Annotated in this window: 14 protein-coding genes; 10 read left to right on the top strand and 4 right to left on the bottom strand. The window is 72.1% G+C overall.

Going from position 1 to position 17,419, the window contains the following annotated elements; translation table 11 throughout:
* Positions 1 to 229: 229 nt before the first annotated feature.
* Complete coding sequence (locus tag ACZ5D2_RS29440; protein ID WP_331733010.1) at positions 230 to 4,174, bottom strand: type I polyketide synthase; 3,945 nt, start codon at positions 4,172 to 4,174, stop codon at positions 230 to 232.
* A 398-nt stretch (positions 4,175 to 4,572) separates the two neighbouring features.
* On the opposite strand from ACZ5D2_RS29440, the gene ACZ5D2_RS29435 reads away from it, so the two are divergent.
* Entirely contained in the window at positions 4,573 to 5,817 is a 1,245-nt protein-coding gene (locus ACZ5D2_RS29435; protein WP_468933460.1) for a hypothetical protein, read from the top strand.
* A gap of 52 nt (positions 5,818 to 5,869) precedes the next feature.
* The gene (locus ACZ5D2_RS29430) at positions 5,870 to 6,697 is read left to right on the top strand and encodes an MDR/zinc-dependent alcohol dehydrogenase-like family protein (protein WP_468933458.1); all 828 of its coding nucleotides are present in this window, start codon (positions 5,870 to 5,872) and stop codon (positions 6,695 to 6,697) included.
* An 81-nt stretch (positions 6,698 to 6,778) separates the two neighbouring features.
* On the opposite strand, the gene ACZ5D2_RS29425 is transcribed toward ACZ5D2_RS29430, so the two are convergent.
* Positions 6,779 to 8,386: an FAD-dependent monooxygenase gene (locus ACZ5D2_RS29425; protein ID WP_468933455.1), complete on the bottom strand. Its 1,608-nt coding sequence runs from the start codon at positions 8,384 to 8,386 to the stop codon at positions 6,779 to 6,781.
* Positions 8,387 to 8,623: 237 nt separating this feature from the next.
* Between ACZ5D2_RS29425 and ACZ5D2_RS29420 the strand changes: the two genes are divergently transcribed.
* The 8 genes from ACZ5D2_RS29420 to ACZ5D2_RS29385 all read left to right on the top strand — a co-directional run bounded on the left by ACZ5D2_RS29420 (position 8,624) and on the right by ACZ5D2_RS29385 (position 16,403).
* On the top strand, positions 8,624 to 9,697 hold the full coding sequence (locus ACZ5D2_RS29420; RefSeq protein ID WP_468933452.1) for an aldo/keto reductase: 1,074 nt from the start codon (positions 8,624 to 8,626) through the stop codon (positions 9,695 to 9,697).
* A gap of 155 nt (positions 9,698 to 9,852) precedes the next feature.
* Positions 9,853 to 10,926, top strand: coding sequence for a ScbA/BarX family gamma-butyrolactone biosynthesis protein (locus tag ACZ5D2_RS29415; protein WP_468933449.1), 1,074 nt, complete (start codon positions 9,853 to 9,855; stop codon positions 10,924 to 10,926).
* Between the two features lie 28 nt (positions 10,927 to 10,954).
* Positions 10,955 to 11,641 (top strand): HAD family hydrolase, encoded by a 687-nt coding sequence (locus tag ACZ5D2_RS29410; protein WP_331733000.1) that lies wholly within the window; start codon positions 10,955 to 10,957, stop codon positions 11,639 to 11,641.
* Positions 11,642 to 11,723: 82 nt separating this feature from the next.
* Positions 11,724 to 12,758 carry a 3-oxoacyl-ACP synthase III family protein gene (locus ACZ5D2_RS29405; RefSeq protein WP_331732998.1) on the top strand — a complete coding sequence of 345 codons (1,035 nt, stop codon included), beginning with the start codon at positions 11,724 to 11,726 and terminating at the stop codon, positions 12,756 to 12,758.
* A 271-nt stretch (positions 12,759 to 13,029) separates the two neighbouring features.
* Positions 13,030 to 14,277 (top strand): MFS transporter, encoded by a 1,248-nt coding sequence (locus tag ACZ5D2_RS29400; protein ID WP_371681542.1) that lies wholly within the window; start codon positions 13,030 to 13,032, stop codon positions 14,275 to 14,277.
* Positions 14,278 to 14,398: 121 nt separating this feature from the next.
* Positions 14,399 to 14,704 (top strand): putative quinol monooxygenase, encoded by a 306-nt coding sequence (locus tag ACZ5D2_RS29395; protein WP_331732994.1) that lies wholly within the window; start codon positions 14,399 to 14,401, stop codon positions 14,702 to 14,704.
* Positions 14,705 to 14,753: 49 nt separating this feature from the next.
* A complete protein-coding gene (locus ACZ5D2_RS29390) occupies positions 14,754 to 15,599 on the top strand; it encodes a cyclase family protein (RefSeq protein WP_331732992.1) in 846 nt (281 codons plus the stop codon).
* A 78-nt stretch (positions 15,600 to 15,677) separates the two neighbouring features.
* Entirely contained in the window at positions 15,678 to 16,403 is a 726-nt protein-coding gene (locus ACZ5D2_RS29385; protein ID WP_331732990.1) for an SDR family oxidoreductase, read from the top strand.
* Between the two features lie 218 nt (positions 16,404 to 16,621).
* Here the strand turns inward: ACZ5D2_RS29385 and ACZ5D2_RS29380 are convergent, their stop codons facing one another.
* Together ACZ5D2_RS29380 and ACZ5D2_RS29375 are read right to left on the bottom strand one after the other, a co-directional pair.
* On the bottom strand, positions 16,622 to 17,074 hold the full coding sequence (locus ACZ5D2_RS29380; protein WP_468933442.1) for a MarR family winged helix-turn-helix transcriptional regulator: 453 nt from the start codon (positions 17,072 to 17,074) through the stop codon (positions 16,622 to 16,624).
* 59 nt (positions 17,075 to 17,133) lie between these two features.
* Positions 17,134 to 17,409: a hypothetical protein gene (locus ACZ5D2_RS29375; protein ID WP_371681541.1), complete on the bottom strand. Its 276-nt coding sequence runs from the start codon at positions 17,407 to 17,409 to the stop codon at positions 17,134 to 17,136.
* Positions 17,410 to 17,419 lie beyond the last annotated feature (10 nt).

Genomic DNA, 17,419 nt, shown 5'->3' with positions numbered 1-17,419 from the left:
TCGCGCGCGGTGTGCGGGGTGGCCCGTCCCGGCTGCCGCCGCCCGTGGTGTGAACGGGGAACGGGTTCATTCGACCGAGGGCTCGACGGGGCGCACGCACGGGGCGCCCCATCCACTTGTACCAAGATCCATGAATGAACAATAGTACATGTTTGCGCCCCCGTCCGAAATCAGCGAACGGGAGCGGTGGCGTCCGGCCACCACCGCTCCCACCGGCCCGTTTCCGGGGTCAGTCGCGCACGGACCGCACGGCGGCCACCTCGGTGGCCAGACTCCGGAGACTGTCCTCGCCGAGCAGCCGGAGCAGCGCGATGTCCCGCCCCGTTTCACGTCGTACGCGCCCTCGCAGTTGCGCCGCGGTCACGGAATCGATGCCGTACGCCTGCAGGGTGCGGCGCAGGTCAAGGCGGTCCCGCGGGATGCCCAGCACCTGGGCCGCCGCGTTCAGGAACACCTCCCCGGTGTCTGCCGCCCCGCCGTTCGCAACCGCGGCCCGCGGGGGCGCCGGAGCGGCGGTCCCCTCCTGCGACGGCCCGACGACGGCGACCGCCGGCGCCGACCGCCGCACCGGATCGGCGTGCCGGCCCGCCGCGGAGAGGCGGTCCACGGCGCGGGTGAGCGCCCCCATCGGCATGCGCACGGTGTCGCCGAACCACTGCGCCGACCGGTGCGCCCTCTCCAGCGATGTTCCGGCGCGGCTGGACACGCCTTCGAGCCGGTGCAGTCGGATCCCGCGGAATTCGGCGAGAACCGTTCCCTCCAAGTCCCTCACCAGGACCTCGGCACGAGCCTCGCGGCCCGCCCGACGCGGCGCGAACCGCGCATGCACCCAGGCCTCGTCACTGAGCGGGTGGTGGAACCGCACCTGCTCGAACGAGGTCACGGCGTAGGTGCTGCCGGCTGGCAGCGACACGGGGACGGCGGCCAGCAGCACCATCAGGCAGCCTTCCCAGGCCGCGTGCGGCGACGTCGCGGGCCGCCGCAGCTGGGCGACCGCCTCCCCGTCCCTACGCCACAGGTGGCGCACGGTGCGCAGACCCGGGCCGGGGGCGTATCCGCGGCGGGCGAGGGCGGCGAGGAACCGTTGCGGCGTCACGTGCGTGGTGCAGCGACCGAGAGCGTCGGCGAGGTGCCCCTCCGCCCCCGGTCCCGCGCCCTGCCCCGCAGCCGGCGCGCCGTCGAGGCGCACCCGCGCGCTCAGCCCGGTCCGGGGCGTGTCGCCCGTCGTCCGGACCTCCGCGTGCAGCGGGCCGGCCCCGGACCCCGTCGCCACCTCCAGCGTGAGGGACCCGTCGTCCGGGACGTCGACCATGTCCCCGACCTTCACGTCTTCCAGCACGACGGAGCCGGCGGGGGCGGTGTCGGCGACCGCCTCGTGCAGCACGGACAGTTGGAACGTCGGGGGAACGGGGGCCAGCCCGCGCAAGCCGACCACCGCGCCGTCCAGGTCCGCGCTGATCCGGGTGATGCGGCCGGTCGGCCGGTCGGGGCCGGCGCACGGCGTCCGGCGCAGTACCTCCGCGTCCCAGGGGTAGGCGGGCAGTTTCACCTGACGGGCCGTTCCCCCGAACCAGCGCTCCCAGTCGACCCGGCCTCCGACGGCGAAGAAGGCGCCGAGCGACCGGGCGAGCGTCAGCGCCTCGTCGGCGGAACGCCGTGTCGTGGAGGCGACGACGGCCGACGCTCCGCCGGCCTCCAGAGCGGTGTCCTCGATTGCCGTCAGCAGCAGGGGGTGCGGGCTCATCTCGACGAAGACGCTGTCGGCCTCCTTGACCAGCCGGCGGATGCTGCCGAGGAAGCGGACCGGGCTCCTCAGGTTGTCCATCCAGTACGCGGCGTCGAGTTCCGCCCCCGTCAGCATGGATTCGCGGACGGTGGAGTGCAGCGGGACCTGGCCCTCGCGGGGTGCTATGCCGGCCAGCCGCGCGAGCAGGTCGTCGCGCAGCTGGTCCATGACCGGGGAGTGGGAGGCCACGTTCACCCGTACCGAACGGTGGAAGACACCCTCCCGCTCCAGTCGGCGCCCGATGCGCTCCAGGGCGGCGGCGTCCCCGGCGAGCACGGTCGAGGTGGGGGAGTTCTCGGCGGCGACGCAGACGCCGCCCTCTTGGGCCGCGACGTCCGCGGCCTGCTCGGGCGACAGGTCGACCGACAGCATCGCGCCCTGTCCCGCGGTGCTCTGCATCAGCGCGCTGCGGCGGCAGATGACGGCCGCGGCGTCGGCGACGCTGAGCGCGCCGGTGACGGCGGCGGCCGCGCTCTCGCCCATGCTGTGCCCGATGCACACCTCGGGCTCGACCCCCATGTCACGCCAGGCGGCGGCCAGGGCCACCTCCATGGCCCACAGCGCGGGCTGGACCGAGGCGACGTCATCGGGAGACTCCCGGGTCGCCGGGGCGGGTAACTCGCCCACCGAGCGGCCCGTCTCGTGGCGCGCGGCCTCGGCGCACTCCTGGAACGCGCGTGCGAAGGCGGGTGTGGTGGCCATGAGCGACCGGCCCATTCCCGGCCACTGCGAACCCTGCCCGGGGAAGACGAAGACGGTGCGCTTGTCCGTGCCGAAGCCGGCGTCACCGGTACCGGCTCGCTCTGTGGCCCGCCCGGCGGCCACGTCGCCCAGTGCGGCGGCCAGTTCGGCGTGATCGGCGCCGGTCGCCCACAGCCGGAAGGGATGGGCGTCGCGGTGCAGCGCGGCTGTGGCGCACAGGTCCCACAGCGGCAGCGCGCTGCCGGCCCCGCCGGGGGAGAGGTGGTCGGCCCAGGCCCCGGCGAGCCGGCGCAGGGCCTGCTCGGAGCGGGCGCTGAGCACGAGCAGATGGGCGGGCCTGCCCTCGGGCAGTTCCGTGGGGCCGTGTTCGGGCCGCAGGGGCGAGCGTTCGGGCTCGGTGACCACGACGTGTGCGTTGGTTCCGGACAGGCCGAAGGAGCTGACGCCCACGACGGCACTGCGGCCGTCGGTCTTCAGGCACTCGTTTCCGGTCACCAGGTGGAGCCGGTTCGCCTCGTCCGTGAGCAGGGGCTGGGGATCCGTCAGGTGCAGGGAGGCGGGGATGATGCCGTGCCTGGCGACGAGGACGGCCTTGATGAGACCGGCGACGCCGGCCGCCGCTTCGGCGTGCCCGATGTTCGACTTCACGGATCCGCACCTCAGCGGCCCCCGTCGCGGCCCCCGTTCGCGCGCGGCCGCGGCCAGGACCTTCAGCTCGACGGCGTCGCCCACCGGCGTGCCCGTGCCGTGGGCCTCCACGTAGTCGAGGTCGGAGGGCTCGATGCCCGCGTTCCGCCACGCCCTTCGGACCATGTCGTCCTGGCCCGCGACCGCCGGCTTGATCAGCGATCCGCTGCTGCGGCCGTCGTTGGTCACGGCACTGCCGGGCAGCAGGGCGAGTACGGGGTGGCCGGCCCGCTCGGCGTCTTCGAGACGGCTGAGGACGACGACGCCGATGCCCTCGCTGCGGACGAAGCCGTCCGCGCCGGTGTCCCCGAACTTGCACCGGCCGTCGGGCGACAGCATGGCCGCCTGGGAGAAGGCGATCGCGTCCAGGGGCGAGAGGATGATGTTGACTCCGCCCGCGATGGCCAGGTCCGTCTCGCCGCTCAGCAGGCTCTGGCGGGCCATGTGCACGGCGACCAGGGACGACGAGCAGGCCGTGTCGACCATCATGCTGGGCCCGCGCAGGTCCAGGTCGTAGGACAGGCGCCCCGAGGCCATGGCCCGGAAGTAGCTGCCGGCCGCCTCGCGCAGGCTGTTGCCGTCGGCGGTGCTGTGGCGGCCGTAGTCCGCTGTGGCCTGTCCGATGTACACGCCGGTGGCGGATCCGGCCAGCGTGGACGGGCGTATGCCGGCGTCTTCGAGCGCTTCGCGGACCACCGGAAGCAGCAGCCGGTGCTGCGGGTCGACACTGGCGGCCTCCGCCGGCGAGATCCCGAAGAAACCGGCGTCGAAGAGGAAGGGGTCGTCCAGGAAGCCGCCGTAACGGCTGACGGTGCGGCCCGGGGTACCGGACCGCTCGGCGACGTAGGGCGTGATGTCGAAGCGCTCGGGCGGGACGGGGGTGATGCAGTCCCTGTTCGCGATCAGGTTGTCCCAGAACTCCTCTATGCCGCGGGCCTGCGGAAATCTGCACCCCATCCCGACCACCGCGATCGCTGTCTCCCCGGTGCGTGCACGCATGAGAACCCCCCTGTCTGCGGTGACGCGGTGAGACCGCGTCAGGGCGCTGCCCCCCGGCAGCGCCGCGGCGAGATCGTAGTTCAAATCTGGACCCCAGGACAATGATGGGCTGAAAGTTAACCTTTGGCTTGAAGGGTGCTGTCGATTCCACCCGGGCAGCCGACGCGTCGCCCACCAGGGGTGATGTGGATCTGAGGTGATTCGTCATCACCACCCCGTCGCCGAAGGGGAGAAGAGTGGCCATGGGCAACGCGTGGAAACTGGTCTATGGTAAAAACTCGTACTCCAGACCAAGAAAGAACGCCGGTCGTAACATGGATTGCAGGGCAACCCGATGGCGGGTGCTGCGACACCACCCCTGCACCGGTCGACCACAGGAACGAGGAGGGGGACCTCGGATGGTTTCGTACGTACACCGACCAGCGCCTTTACCGAGTGCGCCGGAGCGCCTCGGCGAGGTCGCCGCCGCTCCACGCGGTACGGGGACCGGCGCGCCGGTCCCCGTACTGGAGGGGCTGCTGCACCAGGCGGCCCGCCTCCCGTCGCTCGCCGCCAAGTACGAACGGGAGCTCACGCGGCGCACCTTCGCCCTCGCCGACCTCCCCGTACTCACCCCGGGCGAACTGGCCACGGCGACCGCCGAGGCCCTCGCCCTCAACACGGGTGAGGGGCTGCTGTGGGCACACGGCGGCACGCTCGACACCCCGCACCTGACCCTGCTGCCGGAGCAGATGTTCGCCCCCGAGATCCGTAGCGCCTGGAACCCGCTCCACACCACCGACGTGGTCGCGAACCTGCACCCCGCGGGGCGGATGCAGCCCGACCACTACTTCTTCAACCGCTTCGCCACCGCGTCCGGCGCCACCGTCCTGCCGCTGGGTCCCTTACCCCAGGGCGCCGACGACGACTGGCTCCGCTTCCTCGCCCGCAACCACGTCACCGCCATCGCGGCGCCCCCGCAGGCCGTCTCCCGGCTGCTGCGGGCCAGCGTCGCCGGGCGACCGCTCCCGTGGCTGCGCACCCTGATGCTGGGCGGCGCCACCCACGACACCACCGACGACGGCCTGCTGGCCGCCCACTTCCCCTACACCGCCGTGTGGCGCCTGTACGGCACCCCCGCGGCCTGGATGATCGGGCAGCGCGGCCCGCACTGCCTGGCCGGCATCTACCACCCACTGCCCCACCAGCACGTCGAAGCGGTGGACGGGCGGTTGCTGGTCACGACCCTCACGCCCTCACGCACCCCGGCGCTCATCCGCTACGACACCCAGGAGCGCGGCGAGTTCGCGCACTGCGCGTGCGGCCGGCCGGGACCGGCCCTGCGGGTCCTCGGTACCCGCCCGCCGTTCTTCCGCTTCCACGGACGCACCCTGTCCGCCCGCGAACTCGTCGACCTGGCCACCGTGCACGACGAGGTCACGGCCGCCCAGGTCGCCGTCACCCCCGAAGAGCGGATCCAACTGCGCATCCGTCTCGCCCCCGGCGTCCCCGACGACCACCACAGCCACGCCTGGATCAGGTTCCGGGTGCTGGAGAACCATCCCGCCCTCGCGGCGTGCGTCCTCGACCAGCCGGAGGAGTTCGAAGTGGTCGCCGTGCACGAGTTCACCGGCACGTCCGTCCTGACCACCGAGGAGCACTGACATGCCGGACAGCGCCAACAAGGAAACCGTCACACCGATGAGAGGAATTGTCATGCCCGATCAGCTCACCTCCATGCAGGACACGGTTACGGCCCAGGCGGACGACGAAATCCTCGTCGCGGTGCGCGCGGTGGCTCCCGAGATCGACGAGATGATCAAGGCCGAGCCGCTGCCGGAGGGCTGGCTGCGCGGCTGGGACGTCGCCGGCGTCGTGCTGCGCGCGGCCCCCGAGGGCTTCAGCCCCAAGCCGGGGGACAGGGTCGTCGCCGTGGCCACGAGCACCCAGTGGTCGTCCTGCATGGCGCTGCCCACCGAATACGCCACCGTCCTGCCCGACCACGTGAGCTTCGAGCAGGCGGCGGCGCTGCGCGTGGCGGTCCTGACGGCGCTGCGCCTGGTACGCAGCGCGGGTTCCGTCAGCGGCAGGCCCGTCCTGGTGACCGGCGCGGGGGCCGGCATAGGGCGGCTGCTGGTGGAACTGCTCGCCGCGCTGGGCGCCGACGTCACGGCGCTGGTGGCCGACGCGGGCCAGGCCGTCGAGGCCGCGGAGCTGGGCGCGGCGCGGGCGACGGCGGACCCGGCCGGGGTCACCGGCTCCTTCGACATCGTCTACGAGGCGGCCGAGGCGGGCCAGACGGCCGCCGGCCGCGGTCTGACGGCCGACGGGGGAACGGTCTACCTCTACGAGAGCTTCGCCACGCGCCACGTGGACATCGGCTTCTTCCGGTTCTTCGGCGGCCCCGAGCAGGCCGGCCTGCGTCATTTCGTCTTCCGCACGGCCACCCCGGAGGACCGCGGCCTCGCCCAGCTGCTGGACCTGATGACCACCGGCGAGCTGTCGCTCGGCCCCGTCGCCGTCGCGCAGACGGCCACGGCCTGATCACATATGACGGCCTGATCACACGTCATGGGGGGTGCGGCCCGACGGCCGCACCCCCCATGACGCTTTTGCGTCCCGGCGTCAGCGGGTGGCGCGGGCCACCGGGCCGAGCCACCAGGTCAGTTCGGCGTGCAGCCGGTCCGAGTCGCCGGCGTGACCGTGGGCGGCTATGTGCCCGTCGGGCCGCACGAGGTAGTAGCCCTGCTGCCCGCAGCCCGTCGAGGAGCGGGCGGATCCCGCCGACAGGTCGACCGCGCGCACCTGTGGCCATGGCGCGGCGAGCGCGCGGGTCTGCGCGCGCCAGGCCGCCGCGTCGCCCGCGCAGGTCACCACCAGGCTCCATCCGGCAGGCTGTTCGCCGGGGCCCGCGATCCGGTGCGGCAGGGCCAGCTCACGCGGGAAGACCGCGCCGACGACCAGGCCGCCGGGCAGCTTCGAGCGGAACCGGCACGGCGGACGCCCGGAGGGCACCTGGGTCTCGCGCGTGGCGGGGTAGGCCAGCCGACGGCCCGCCATGACCGGCGCGTAGAGCCCGAACAGCCCGCTCCGCTCGGCCATGCGGAAGGCGACGTCCCGGGCGGCGACCGCGGCGGGCCTCTGCACCATCCACCCGCGGGTCTGGATGTCGGTGTCACGCACCACCCGACGCGCCACGGCGGCTCGTTCGGGCCCGTAGGTGAGCAGCAGGCCGGAGGGAGCCTGACCGTGGAGTACCGCCGCGATCTTCCACGCCAGGTTGTGGGCGTCCTGGATCCCCGTGTTGAGTCCCTGCCCGCCGGCGGGGCTGTGGACGTGGGCCGCGTCCCCCGCGATGAAGACCCGGCCCAGTTGGAACTCGGTGGCATGGCGGGCGTGGATGCGGAATTCGCTGACCCATACCGGCTCGGTGAGCCGCACGCCGCGCGGCCCGCGTTCGTCCACGATCTTCTGCATGCGCCCGACGCTGACCTTCTCGCCCGCGGGCAGGCTGGAGAAGAACCGGAAGACACCGCCGGGCAGGGCCACGATGACCAGCGCGCCGGCCGACGACTGGTAGTACAGGGCCTGGTCCGGCGGCAGGAACCCCTCGATGCGGGCGTCGACGAGGGCGAAGGCGCTTTCGTACGTGCTGCCGGTGAACCCGCCGCCGAGCTGGCCCCGCACCGCGCTGCCCGCGCCGTCGGTGCCCACGACGAACGGGGCACGGGTGCGCTCGATGCGGCCGTCGCCGTGTTCGAGCACGGCCGTGACGTCGGAGGTCCCGTCGATGCGGCCGGAGAAGTCGACGCCCTCCAGCGTGAGCAGCCGCACCCCCCGCTCCACCTTGCCGCCCAGGCTCGCCAGCCGCTCGCCCAGGATCCGCTCGGTCTCGTTCTGCGGCAGGCACACGGGGCTGAGGTGCTGCGGGAAGTCGAACCCGGCCAGGCGCCGGCGCTCGGAGAAGTAGCTGAAGGTGTTGATCTGGATGCCCGCCTCGCGCAGCTCGCCGAGGACGCCGAGGTCCTCGAAGAGGTCGATGCTGCGCGGCCACACGAGCAGGGCCTTGGGGAAGGGCGAGGGCTCCGTCGCGCGGTCGATGATGCGTACGCGTACGCCCCTGCGCAGCAGTTCGCACGCCGCCGTCATCCCGCTCGGCCCCGCCCCCACGACGAGCACGTCGTAGGGCTCGGGCGCCCCGGCCGTCCGCGCCGGTTCGGAGGTGCTCGGCATATCTGTTCCGCCTCTCATTGACGACAACCATCAAATCTCTTATGTTTCTTCGAAACCTTACATCTCACTTCGAGGCCTGGCGAGAGGAACGGGCCATCGAGGGCGAGCACCCCGCCGACGCCGCCGACACGGCGTCCCCATCGACCGGGAGCGCCTGGCGAAACCCCCGTTACCCAGGCGCTCCCTCCCCCCCCCGGGTCCCCCCCCGCACCCGAACACCCATCGACCGAAAGCAGGATGAAGATGCGATACCGCTACCTGGGCGACACCGGACTGTCCGTGTCGGAGCTGTGCTTCGGCGCCATGACGTTCGGCGGCGGGGCCTCCTTCCTGGGCGCCGCCGACCGCAACTGGTCGGAGTTCGGCACCGTCCAGGACGGGAACGTCGAGCAGATGATGAGCCAGGCCCTCGACGCCGGCATCAACTTCTTCGACACCGCCGACGTCTACAAGAACGGCATGGGAGAGGAGTTCTTCGGCCGTACCCTCGGCAAGGTCCGCGACCGCGTCATCATCGGGACCAAGGGCCGCTGGCGCATCACGGACGACCCGAACGACATCGGCGCCACGCGCCACCACCTCTACGCGGCCGTCGAGAACAGCCTCCGGCGCCTGAACACCGACTACATCGACCTCTACCACATCCACGGATTCGACCCGCGCACCTCGCTCGACGAGACGCTGCGCGTGCTCGACGACCTGATCCGCTCGGGCAAGATCCGCTACATCGGCGTCTCCAACTTCGCCGGCTGGCAGCTCATGAAGGCCCTGTCGGTCTCCGACCGCCGCAACCTCAGCCGCTTCGTCTGCTACCAGGGCTACTACAACATCGCCGCCCGCGACCTCGAGCGGGAGATCGTGCCGCTCGCCGTCGACCAGAACGTCGGCATCACCGCCTGGTCCCCGCTGGCCGGCGGGTTCCTGACGGGCAAGTACCGCCGGGGCGAGGGCCGTCCCGAGGGCAGCCGTCTGTCTCAGCGCACCCCCGCCGAATCGGCGCCGCTGACCGACGAGGACCAGGCCTACGACATCGTCGACACCATGGCGCAGGTCGCCGAGGAGCGCGGCGCCACCGTCGCGCAGGTCGCCATCAACTGGGTGCTCGCCAAGCCCGGCATCACCTCGGCCGTCATCGGCGCGACCAAGCCGCACCAGCTCGCCGACAACCTCCAGGCGATGGAGTGGACGCTGAGCGAGGACGAACTCGCCCGCCTCGACAAGGTCAGCGAGACCGTCGCCCCCTACCCGTACTGGCACATCGGCACCGTCGGTGCCGACCGCAAGCAGCCGGGCGACGTCTACCCGGCCTGATCACCACCACCTGGCGCGCTGCGCGGGCGACAACTGCGCAGCCGTGGAGGGACGACCCGTCGTGTCGTCCCTCCACCCGCTGTGCCCGCGCCCGCGTCGGTCCGTGCACCGACAGTGAGCAGGAACCCTCACCGCGAACAGAAAGCCAGGCCACCATGACCATTGCCACCGAGGTCGCCACCGAGGCGCTCCCGGAACTCGACTACGCCCGTACCGTCGACCGCCTCCTCGTCCACAGGGACGCCCTGGGAGAGGTGTTCCTGACGGACCTGCAGCCGCTGGGTGACACCAGATACGCGGCGGCGGCGCAGCTGCCCCGCTCGCACGCCTACTACGGCGACCACCTGCTCCGCCCCGGCCACCACGATCCCCTGCTGATACTCGAAGCATGCCGCCAGGCCACCCTCGCGGGCGCCCACCGCTTCTTCGGGGTACCGGCCGACAACAAGTTCATCCTCACCCACCTGGGTCTGCGCATCGACCACCCCGAGCTGGTGTTCGTGGGCACCTCGCCCTTCCGCCTCGCCATGCACGTACGCATCGGCAAGCGCATGGAACGCGAGGGCCGGGTCACCGGACTCGACTACGAGATCACCCTGTCCGGCGGCGGCGCCGTCTTCGGTACCGCGTCCGTCGGACTGCGGTTCAAGGACCCCAACGGCTACCTCACCCTGCGGCTGAACAACCGTGACGGAATGGCCCTGCCGTCCTCCGCCTCCTACCCGGCCGTCACCCCCGGCGCGCCCATCGCCCCGCACCTGGTGGGCCGCGCCAACCCCGACAACGTCGTCCTGCTGGACGGCGTCGTCGTCGGCGAGAGCGCGCAGGCACTGCTGCGCATCCCGGCCCGGCACGCCAGCCTCTTCGACCACCCGCAGGACCACCTGCCCGGCATGGTGATCGCCGAGGGGGCGCGGCAGCTCGCCCTGTTCGCCGCGCTCGAAGTCCGCGGGCTCTCCGCCTCCAAGACCCTGCTCACCGCGCTCGACGTGCGCTTCACCCGCTTCGGGGAGCTGGAGGACGACACCGTGCTGAGCGCCGTCGTGGGCAGCTCCGGCCGTACCCACCACCCGGCCGAGCCGCCCGTCGACTACACCCTCGGCGGCGTCCTGGCCGCCGTCGACGAGGACGAGCAGCGCCCCGAGGACCTGCGGGTCGGGGTCGAGGCGACGCAGAAGGGAGAGGTGCTGTGCACCTTCGCCTTCACGCTCACCCGCATGACGGCATGACCCGCGCCACGCCGACGAAGGGGCCGAGATGACCAGCACCACACGGACCGCGGCGTTCTCCGACGTGGACGAGACGCTGATCCGCGTCAAGAGCATGTTCCGCTTCCTGGAGTTCTACCTGCGCGGGCGGGGGGAGCCGCCGGCCACCTACGCCCGGCTGACGGGTGAACTGCGGCAGGCCGCGCTGCGCGGCGCCGCACGCGTGGATGTCAACCGCCGCTACTACCGGCTGCTGCGCGGCGAGAGCGCGAGACGGCTGGCGGACGAGGGGCGGCGCTGGTTCGCCACGGAGTGGCGGGAGCTCGCCGATGGCCTGTACGTGCCCGAGGTCGAAGAGGCCCTGGCCGCCCACCGCAAGGCCGGACGGGACGTGGTCCTGGTATCCGGATCCTTCTTCGGCCCGCTCGACCCCATCGCGGCGGACGTGGGCGCCTCGGCCGTCCTGGCCACCCGTCCCGTGATCCGCCGCGGCGAGCTCACCGGAGAGGTGCTCGCCCCGATGATCGGCGAGACGAAGGGGCGCGCCGTCCGCCTCACCGCACCGCTCTGCGGGCTGGACCTCGCCGGCAGCTGGGCGTACGGCGACCACGGCAGCGACCTGCCGATGCTGAGGGCGGTCGGCCATCCCGTCGTCGTCGGTTACGACCCGGAGCTCGCGGTGCACGCCTCCGCGCCGGGATGGGGACGTCTGCTGCCCGGACCGGCGCGGCGATGACAACGGCCGGGCCCTTCGCCAGGGCCCGGCGCCACCAGCGGGCCGCACCCGGCGGTCCGTCCGGAACAGGGGGAGGGACCCAATGACCCGCATCGGAATCGTGTCCACCGGCTCGTATCTGCCCGACACCGTGGTCGGCAACGAGGAGATCGCGCGCGGAGCGGACGTGAGCGACGAATGGATCGTCCGCAAGACCGGCATCCGCGAAAGGCGCCGGGCCGACGACCGTGACGCCACCTCGGACCTCGCGGCCCGCGCCGCCCTCGCGGCGCTGGAGCAGGCGGGGGTGGAGCCGCAGGACGTCGCGTACATCGTGCTCGCGACCTCCACGCCCGACCATCCACAGCCCGCGACCGCGAGCATCGTGCAGCACCTCATCGGCGCGGTGAACGCGGCCGCCTTCGACATCAACGCCGTGTGCAGCGGATTCGTCTACGCCACGACGGTGGCGGAGCGGCTGCTGCGTGCCGCGGAGGAGGGCCGCTACGCCCTGGTCATCGGCGCGGACATCTACTCGCGCATCCTGGACTACTCCGACCGCAAGACCGCCATCCTCTTCGGCGACGGCGCGGGCGCGGTGCTGCTCGGCGCGGTGCCCGAGGACCGGGGCATCACGGAGACCAGTCTGCTCAGCCGCGGCGACCAGTATCGCCTGATCAGCGTTCCGGCCGGCGGCAGCCGCATGCCGGCGAACGACCGCACGCTGCGCGAGGGGGCCCACTTCTTCCGCATGGACGGCCGCGGGGTGCGCTCGTTCGTGCAGGACAACCTGCCGTCGGCACTGCACGAACTGCTCGACCGGGCCGGGGTGGAGCGTGAGCTGGTGCGGCACTTCGTACCGCACCAGGCCAACGGCGTCATGCTCGGCGAGGTATGGCCCGAGCTCGGCCTGCCCCGGGCGACGATGCACCTCGCGGTGGAGGAGTACGGCAACACCGGCTCCGCGTCGGTGCCCATCACGCTCGACGCGGCACACCGGCGCGGGGAGTTCGCCGACGGGGAGACCGTACTGATGGCCGGCTTCGGCGGGGGGATGACCGTGGGGGCGGTGCTGACCCGCTGGGCGCCCACCGCCTTCGCGCGGCCCCGCAGCCAGGAACTCACGGCGGTGGTCTGAGCCGTGGCCGAGTACCCCGCCGCGACGGCGTCCGTCCCACACGACCCCGACCTCATCAGGCTGATCGAACGGCACGTCGCCCGGCGCAGGCGGGAGCGTCTGCGCCAGGCCGTCGAACGGTCCCTCGCCGAAAGGCTGCTGGGGTCCCACTCCGCGCCGAATATCAGCCATCGAGCAGATAGCTGGTAGCGGACAGATATAAGATGTCTTATGCTCTGCTGAAGTCATCCGACCATGCGCAATCACGCAACTCTCAAGCAGGAGGAGAACTGTGTCCGACCACAGTTCAAGCGGCCGCCCCAGCACCATGGCGATCACGGTGGGCCTGTTCTTACTGGCACTGAACTTACGGCCCGCGCTCGGCGCCGTATCCCCCGTACTCAACGACATCCAGGGGTCCTTGAACCTGTCCGATTCGGCGGTCAGCCTGCTCACCACCCTGCCCGTGGTGTGCCTGGGCGTCTTCGCCGCCGTCTCGCCCGCCCTCTCCCGCCGACTGGGCACCCCCGTCGCGCTGGTGCTGGGCTTCGTACTCCTGATCGCGGGCATCCTGATCCGGCTCGAAACCGCCGCCTGGGCCATGTTCCTGGGCACCGCCCTCGCGGGAGCGGGCCTCGCCATCGGCAACGTCCTCATGCCCGCGGTCATCAAGAGCGCCTTCCCCGACCGGGTCCGGCTCTACACCGGCATCGCCACCGCCGCGCTCAGCGCCGGAGCCGCACTGTCCGCGGGCATCGCGGTACCCCTGCGGGACAGCGTCGGGGGCTGGAGCAACTCCCTGGCCCTGTGGGCCCTTCCCGCCGCCGTCGGCCTGCTGGTCTGGCTGCCCCTGTCCAAGCGGTCCTCCCGGCCCGCGGCCGCCGCCGCCCCCACCGGCGACAAGGGGTCGCTGCTCGGCGACGCCATGGCCTGGCAGGTCACCGGCTACCTCGCCCTGCGCGCCCTGGCCTACTTCACCGCCCTGGGCTGGCTGCCGACCGTCCTGGTCGACTTCGGCTACAGCAACTCCTCGGCCGGCGCCATGCTGTCCCTGGCCATGCTCATCAGCGTGCCGGGCGCCCTGGTCGCCCCGGTGCTGGTCGGGCGCAGCGGAACCGCGCCCATCGTGACCGTCATCGCCGTCGCGGGCGCGGCGAGCCTCCTCGGCCTGCTCTTCCTTCCGGGGGCCGCCGTCCTGTGGGTCGCCCTCCTGGGCCTGACGCTGGGCGCCGGCCACGCGATGGCCCTGACCTTCATCGGTCTGCGGTCCGAGAACCCGCAGACCGCCGCGCAGCTGTCCGGCATGGTGCAGACCATCGGCTACCTGGTCGGCGGCATCGCCGGCCCGCTGCTGCTCGGCCTCCTGCACGGCGCGACCGACAGCTGGACCGTTTCGCTGGTCCTCCTCGCCGTCTTCACCCTGCCCGAGCTGGTGTTCGGCCTGTGCTCCAGCCGAAACCGCTTCGTGCGCGCCCGCCGCACGACGCGGCAGCCGGCCGCCACCCGCACCCCCACGCCGGACCCCGCACTCGTCGACTGACCGCTCCCCGGCGATCACTCGCCCCACACATCCCCCCACACATCCCCCGCCACGCCTCGTCCCGCCGCCACTGCGGTGAGGCGGCCAAGGCGTGCCCCCGTACCCACCACCAGGAGATCCCGTGTACCACGTCGCCGTTGCCTTCGACGTCCTGCCCGAGCACCACGAGGAGTTCATCGCGGCCAGCCACGAGGACGCCCGCGAGTCGGCCGTGGACGAACCGTTCACCCAGCGCTTCGAGCTCGTCGTCGACGAGAACGACCCCAACCGCTTCTACCTCGACGAGGTCTACGACGACGCGGCCTCGTTCGACAAGCACATGGCCGGCCCCCACTTCGCCCGGTTCTTCGAGCGGATCGGCCACATCGCCGAAGGCCCCACCTGGCTCATCCGCGGCACCCGCGTCATCGACCCGACCAGCACCTGAGCCCCCCGGCCGGAATCCGACCGGCCCGCCGACCACAGAGGAGGACTCCATGTGCAGTCCCGACGTCATGAAGCTCGTCCACGGACAGGACGGCCACCACTGCGGCGGTCATCCCGGCACGGACACCGAAACCGCCACGAACGCCGGGGCCCGGGACGCCCCGCGCCCCGCGCGTGAGCCGGCCCCGCTGATCCGGGGCAGCCGGGTCAGCGACCTCACGCACACCTTCGGCAACGACTTCCCCGTACTGGAACCGATCGTCCTCAAGCCCAACATCGACCACTTCGCCCACATCGCGGACGAGGGGTTCAACGCCAACAAGCTGGAGATCGACGAGCACACCGGAACCCACGTGGACGGCCCCGCACACCTCGTGGACGGGCCCATCTACACCGACGAGATCCCCATCGACCGCCTGATCGCACCGCTGTGCGTCATTCGCATCGGCGAACGCGTCGCCAAGGACCACGACGCCACCCTGACCGCCGACGACATCCTGGCGTACGAGAGCCGCTACGGCCGGATCCCCGACGGCGCCCTGGTCGTCATGGACTCGGGCTGGTGCGACCGGATCAACACGCCGGGGGCCTACATCAACCGGGATGCCGACGGCGTTCCGCATTTCCCCGGCCTGGGCTTCGACGCGGCCGAGCTCCTCGTGCGCGAGCGTTCGATCGTCGCCGCCGGCACCGACACCCCCAGCCTCGACGCCTCGAAGAACCTGCAGATCGACGACCCCGGCGCACACCGCATCATTCTCGGCGACATGCGCTACGGCGTCGAGAACATCGCCAACCTCGACACCGTGCCCGACTTCGGGGCCACCGCCCTCGTCGGGCTGATCAAGCACCGCAAGGGCTTCGCCGGCCCCTGCCGGGTGTTCGGCATCTACTGACCGGACCACCTCGCGGGCGGGCGTGCCTCACGGCGCGCCCGCCCCTCCGCCATGCGACAGGAAGCAGGAAGGACCCCCATGACGAAGCCGGACCGCCGGTACGCCCTGATCACCGGCGCCAACAAGGGCCTGGGCCGGGAAACCGCACGCCAGTTGGGCCGGATGGGCATGACCGTGCTGATCGGCGCCCGTGACGCGGCCCGCGGCGAGAGGACGGCGGACGAACTGCGCCACAGCGGCATCGACGCCCGCTTCGTGCACCTCGACGTCACCGACGAAGCCACCGTCCAGGCGGCCGCCGCGGCCGTCGAGGAGGACTTCGGGCGCCTGGACGTCCTGGTCAACAACGCCGGCATCGTCGAGGACGACGTCGAACCCAGCGCCACGACGGCAGGTCTCGCCCGCGACATCTACGCGACGAACGTCTTCGGCGTCATCACCACGACGCACGCCCTGCTGCCCCTGCTGCGCACATCGCCCGCGGGCCGTGTGGTGAACGTCTCCAGCCGCCTCGGCTCCCTCGCCAAGGCCGCCGACCTGTCAACACCGCACCGGCAACTGCTCGCCTACAACTCCTCCAAGGCGGCGCTCAACTCACTCACCCTGCACTACGCACGCGAGTTCGCCGGCACCCCCCTGAAGATCAATTCCGCCACACCCGGGTACGTGGCCACCGACCTCAACGGCCATCAGGGCACCCGCACCGTCGAGGAGGGCGCCCGTATCGTCGTCCACCTGGCCACCCTCGACGAGGACGGCCCCACCGGCGGCTTCTTCGACGACGAGGGCCCCGTCGCCTGGTAGGTCCCGAAGGACCTCGATGCAAAGCCCCGGCCGGGGCGGGCTCCGGGCCCGGCTCGGGGAAGGGCTTTTGTTGCGGCGACTGTCGGTCGGCTGGCCCCACCCCCCCCCACCCCCCCCGCCCCCCCCCCCCCCCCCCCCCCCCCCCCCCCCCCCCCCCCCCCCCCCCCCCCCCCCCCCGCCTGGGGCTTTGCATCGAGGCGCCTGTCGTCCGGCCGCCCCTACTTCCCCTCGGCCGGCTTGTAGCCCGCCAGCGCCTCGGAACACGTCTCCAGCCGCGCCAGGAACTCTCTGGCCGCGTCGGCCTCGAAGCAGGCGGTCAGGACGGCTTCCACGCCCCGGACGGCCTCGTCGGCGCGCCGGATCAGGGCACCTCCGGTGCGGGTGAGGCGGGCTTCCAGGATCTGCTGGTGGATCGGGTGCGGGCGGCGCTCGACCAGACCCCGGCCTTCCACTGTGGCCAGTACCGACGACATCGTCTGCGGTGTGACCATGCCGCGGCGCGCGAGCGCCGCCCCGGACAGCCCCGGCTGCTGCTGGAGCGCCAGGAGCACGTTGTACTGGGGGACATTGAGCTTGAACGGCTTCAGGGCAGCATGCTTGGCGGACGTGAGCTCCTGCTCCACCCGCTTGATGTGGTCCCCGATACGTTCTTCCATCGCCGATGACGCCATGACGTTAAGGTTACCCGCATATCTCTTATCACCACATGACCCCTGCGCATGATCTGACATCAGATGGTCTCCGGCCCGTGCGTTTCGGTCCGGGGACGGCGCCGGGCGAAGAACAGCCGTACTTCCTCACCGCCACCACTCCGCGGCGGGGGACCCAGGACCACGGCCGGCAGCGCGTCGCTCACCGTCGAGCGGCGCGCGTCCTGGCCGAAGCCGTTCGACCACTGGTGCACGGCATGCCGCGGCGACAGCGGAACAGGGTGCGCCGGCTCGATCCCCGGCCCGTGCAGCAGCTCCTGCGCGGCGGCCCGTGACCCGCACGTGCCCGTCGGCACGCTCTCGGCG

The organism is Streptomyces sp. NPDC031479 (genome assembly GCF_055581065.1).
Note: the sequence above shows the minus strand (reverse complement) of the source record. Positions and strands in the feature narration are given on the sequence as shown.

Excerpts from the sequence above, each read along its gene's own strand:
- ACZ5D2_RS29440 (WP_331733010.1), bottom strand. The coding sequence starts at position 4,174 with ATGCGTGCACGCACCGGGGAGACAGCGATCGCGGTGGTCGGGATGGGG.
- ACZ5D2_RS29435 (WP_468933460.1), top strand. The coding sequence starts at position 4,573 with ATGGTTTCGTACGTACACCGACCAGCGCCTTTACCGAGTGCGCCGGAG.
- ACZ5D2_RS29430 (WP_468933458.1), top strand. The coding sequence starts at position 5,870 with ATGCCCGATCAGCTCACCTCCATGCAGGACACGGTTACGGCCCAGGCG.
- ACZ5D2_RS29425 (WP_468933455.1), bottom strand. The coding sequence starts at position 8,386 with ATGCCGAGCACCTCCGAACCGGCGCGGACGGCCGGGGCGCCCGAGCCC.
- ACZ5D2_RS29420 (WP_468933452.1), top strand. The coding sequence starts at position 8,624 with ATGAAGATGCGATACCGCTACCTGGGCGACACCGGACTGTCCGTGTCG.
- ACZ5D2_RS29415 (WP_468933449.1), top strand. The coding sequence starts at position 9,853 with ATGACCATTGCCACCGAGGTCGCCACCGAGGCGCTCCCGGAACTCGAC.
- ACZ5D2_RS29410 (WP_331733000.1), top strand. The coding sequence starts at position 10,955 with ATGACCAGCACCACACGGACCGCGGCGTTCTCCGACGTGGACGAGACG.
- ACZ5D2_RS29405 (WP_331732998.1), top strand. The coding sequence starts at position 11,724 with ATGACCCGCATCGGAATCGTGTCCACCGGCTCGTATCTGCCCGACACC.
- ACZ5D2_RS29390 (WP_331732992.1), top strand. The coding sequence starts at position 14,754 with ATGTGCAGTCCCGACGTCATGAAGCTCGTCCACGGACAGGACGGCCAC.
- ACZ5D2_RS29385 (WP_331732990.1), top strand. The coding sequence starts at position 15,678 with ATGACGAAGCCGGACCGCCGGTACGCCCTGATCACCGGCGCCAACAAG.
- ACZ5D2_RS29380 (WP_468933442.1), bottom strand. The coding sequence starts at position 17,074 with ATGGCGTCATCGGCGATGGAAGAACGTATCGGGGACCACATCAAGCGG.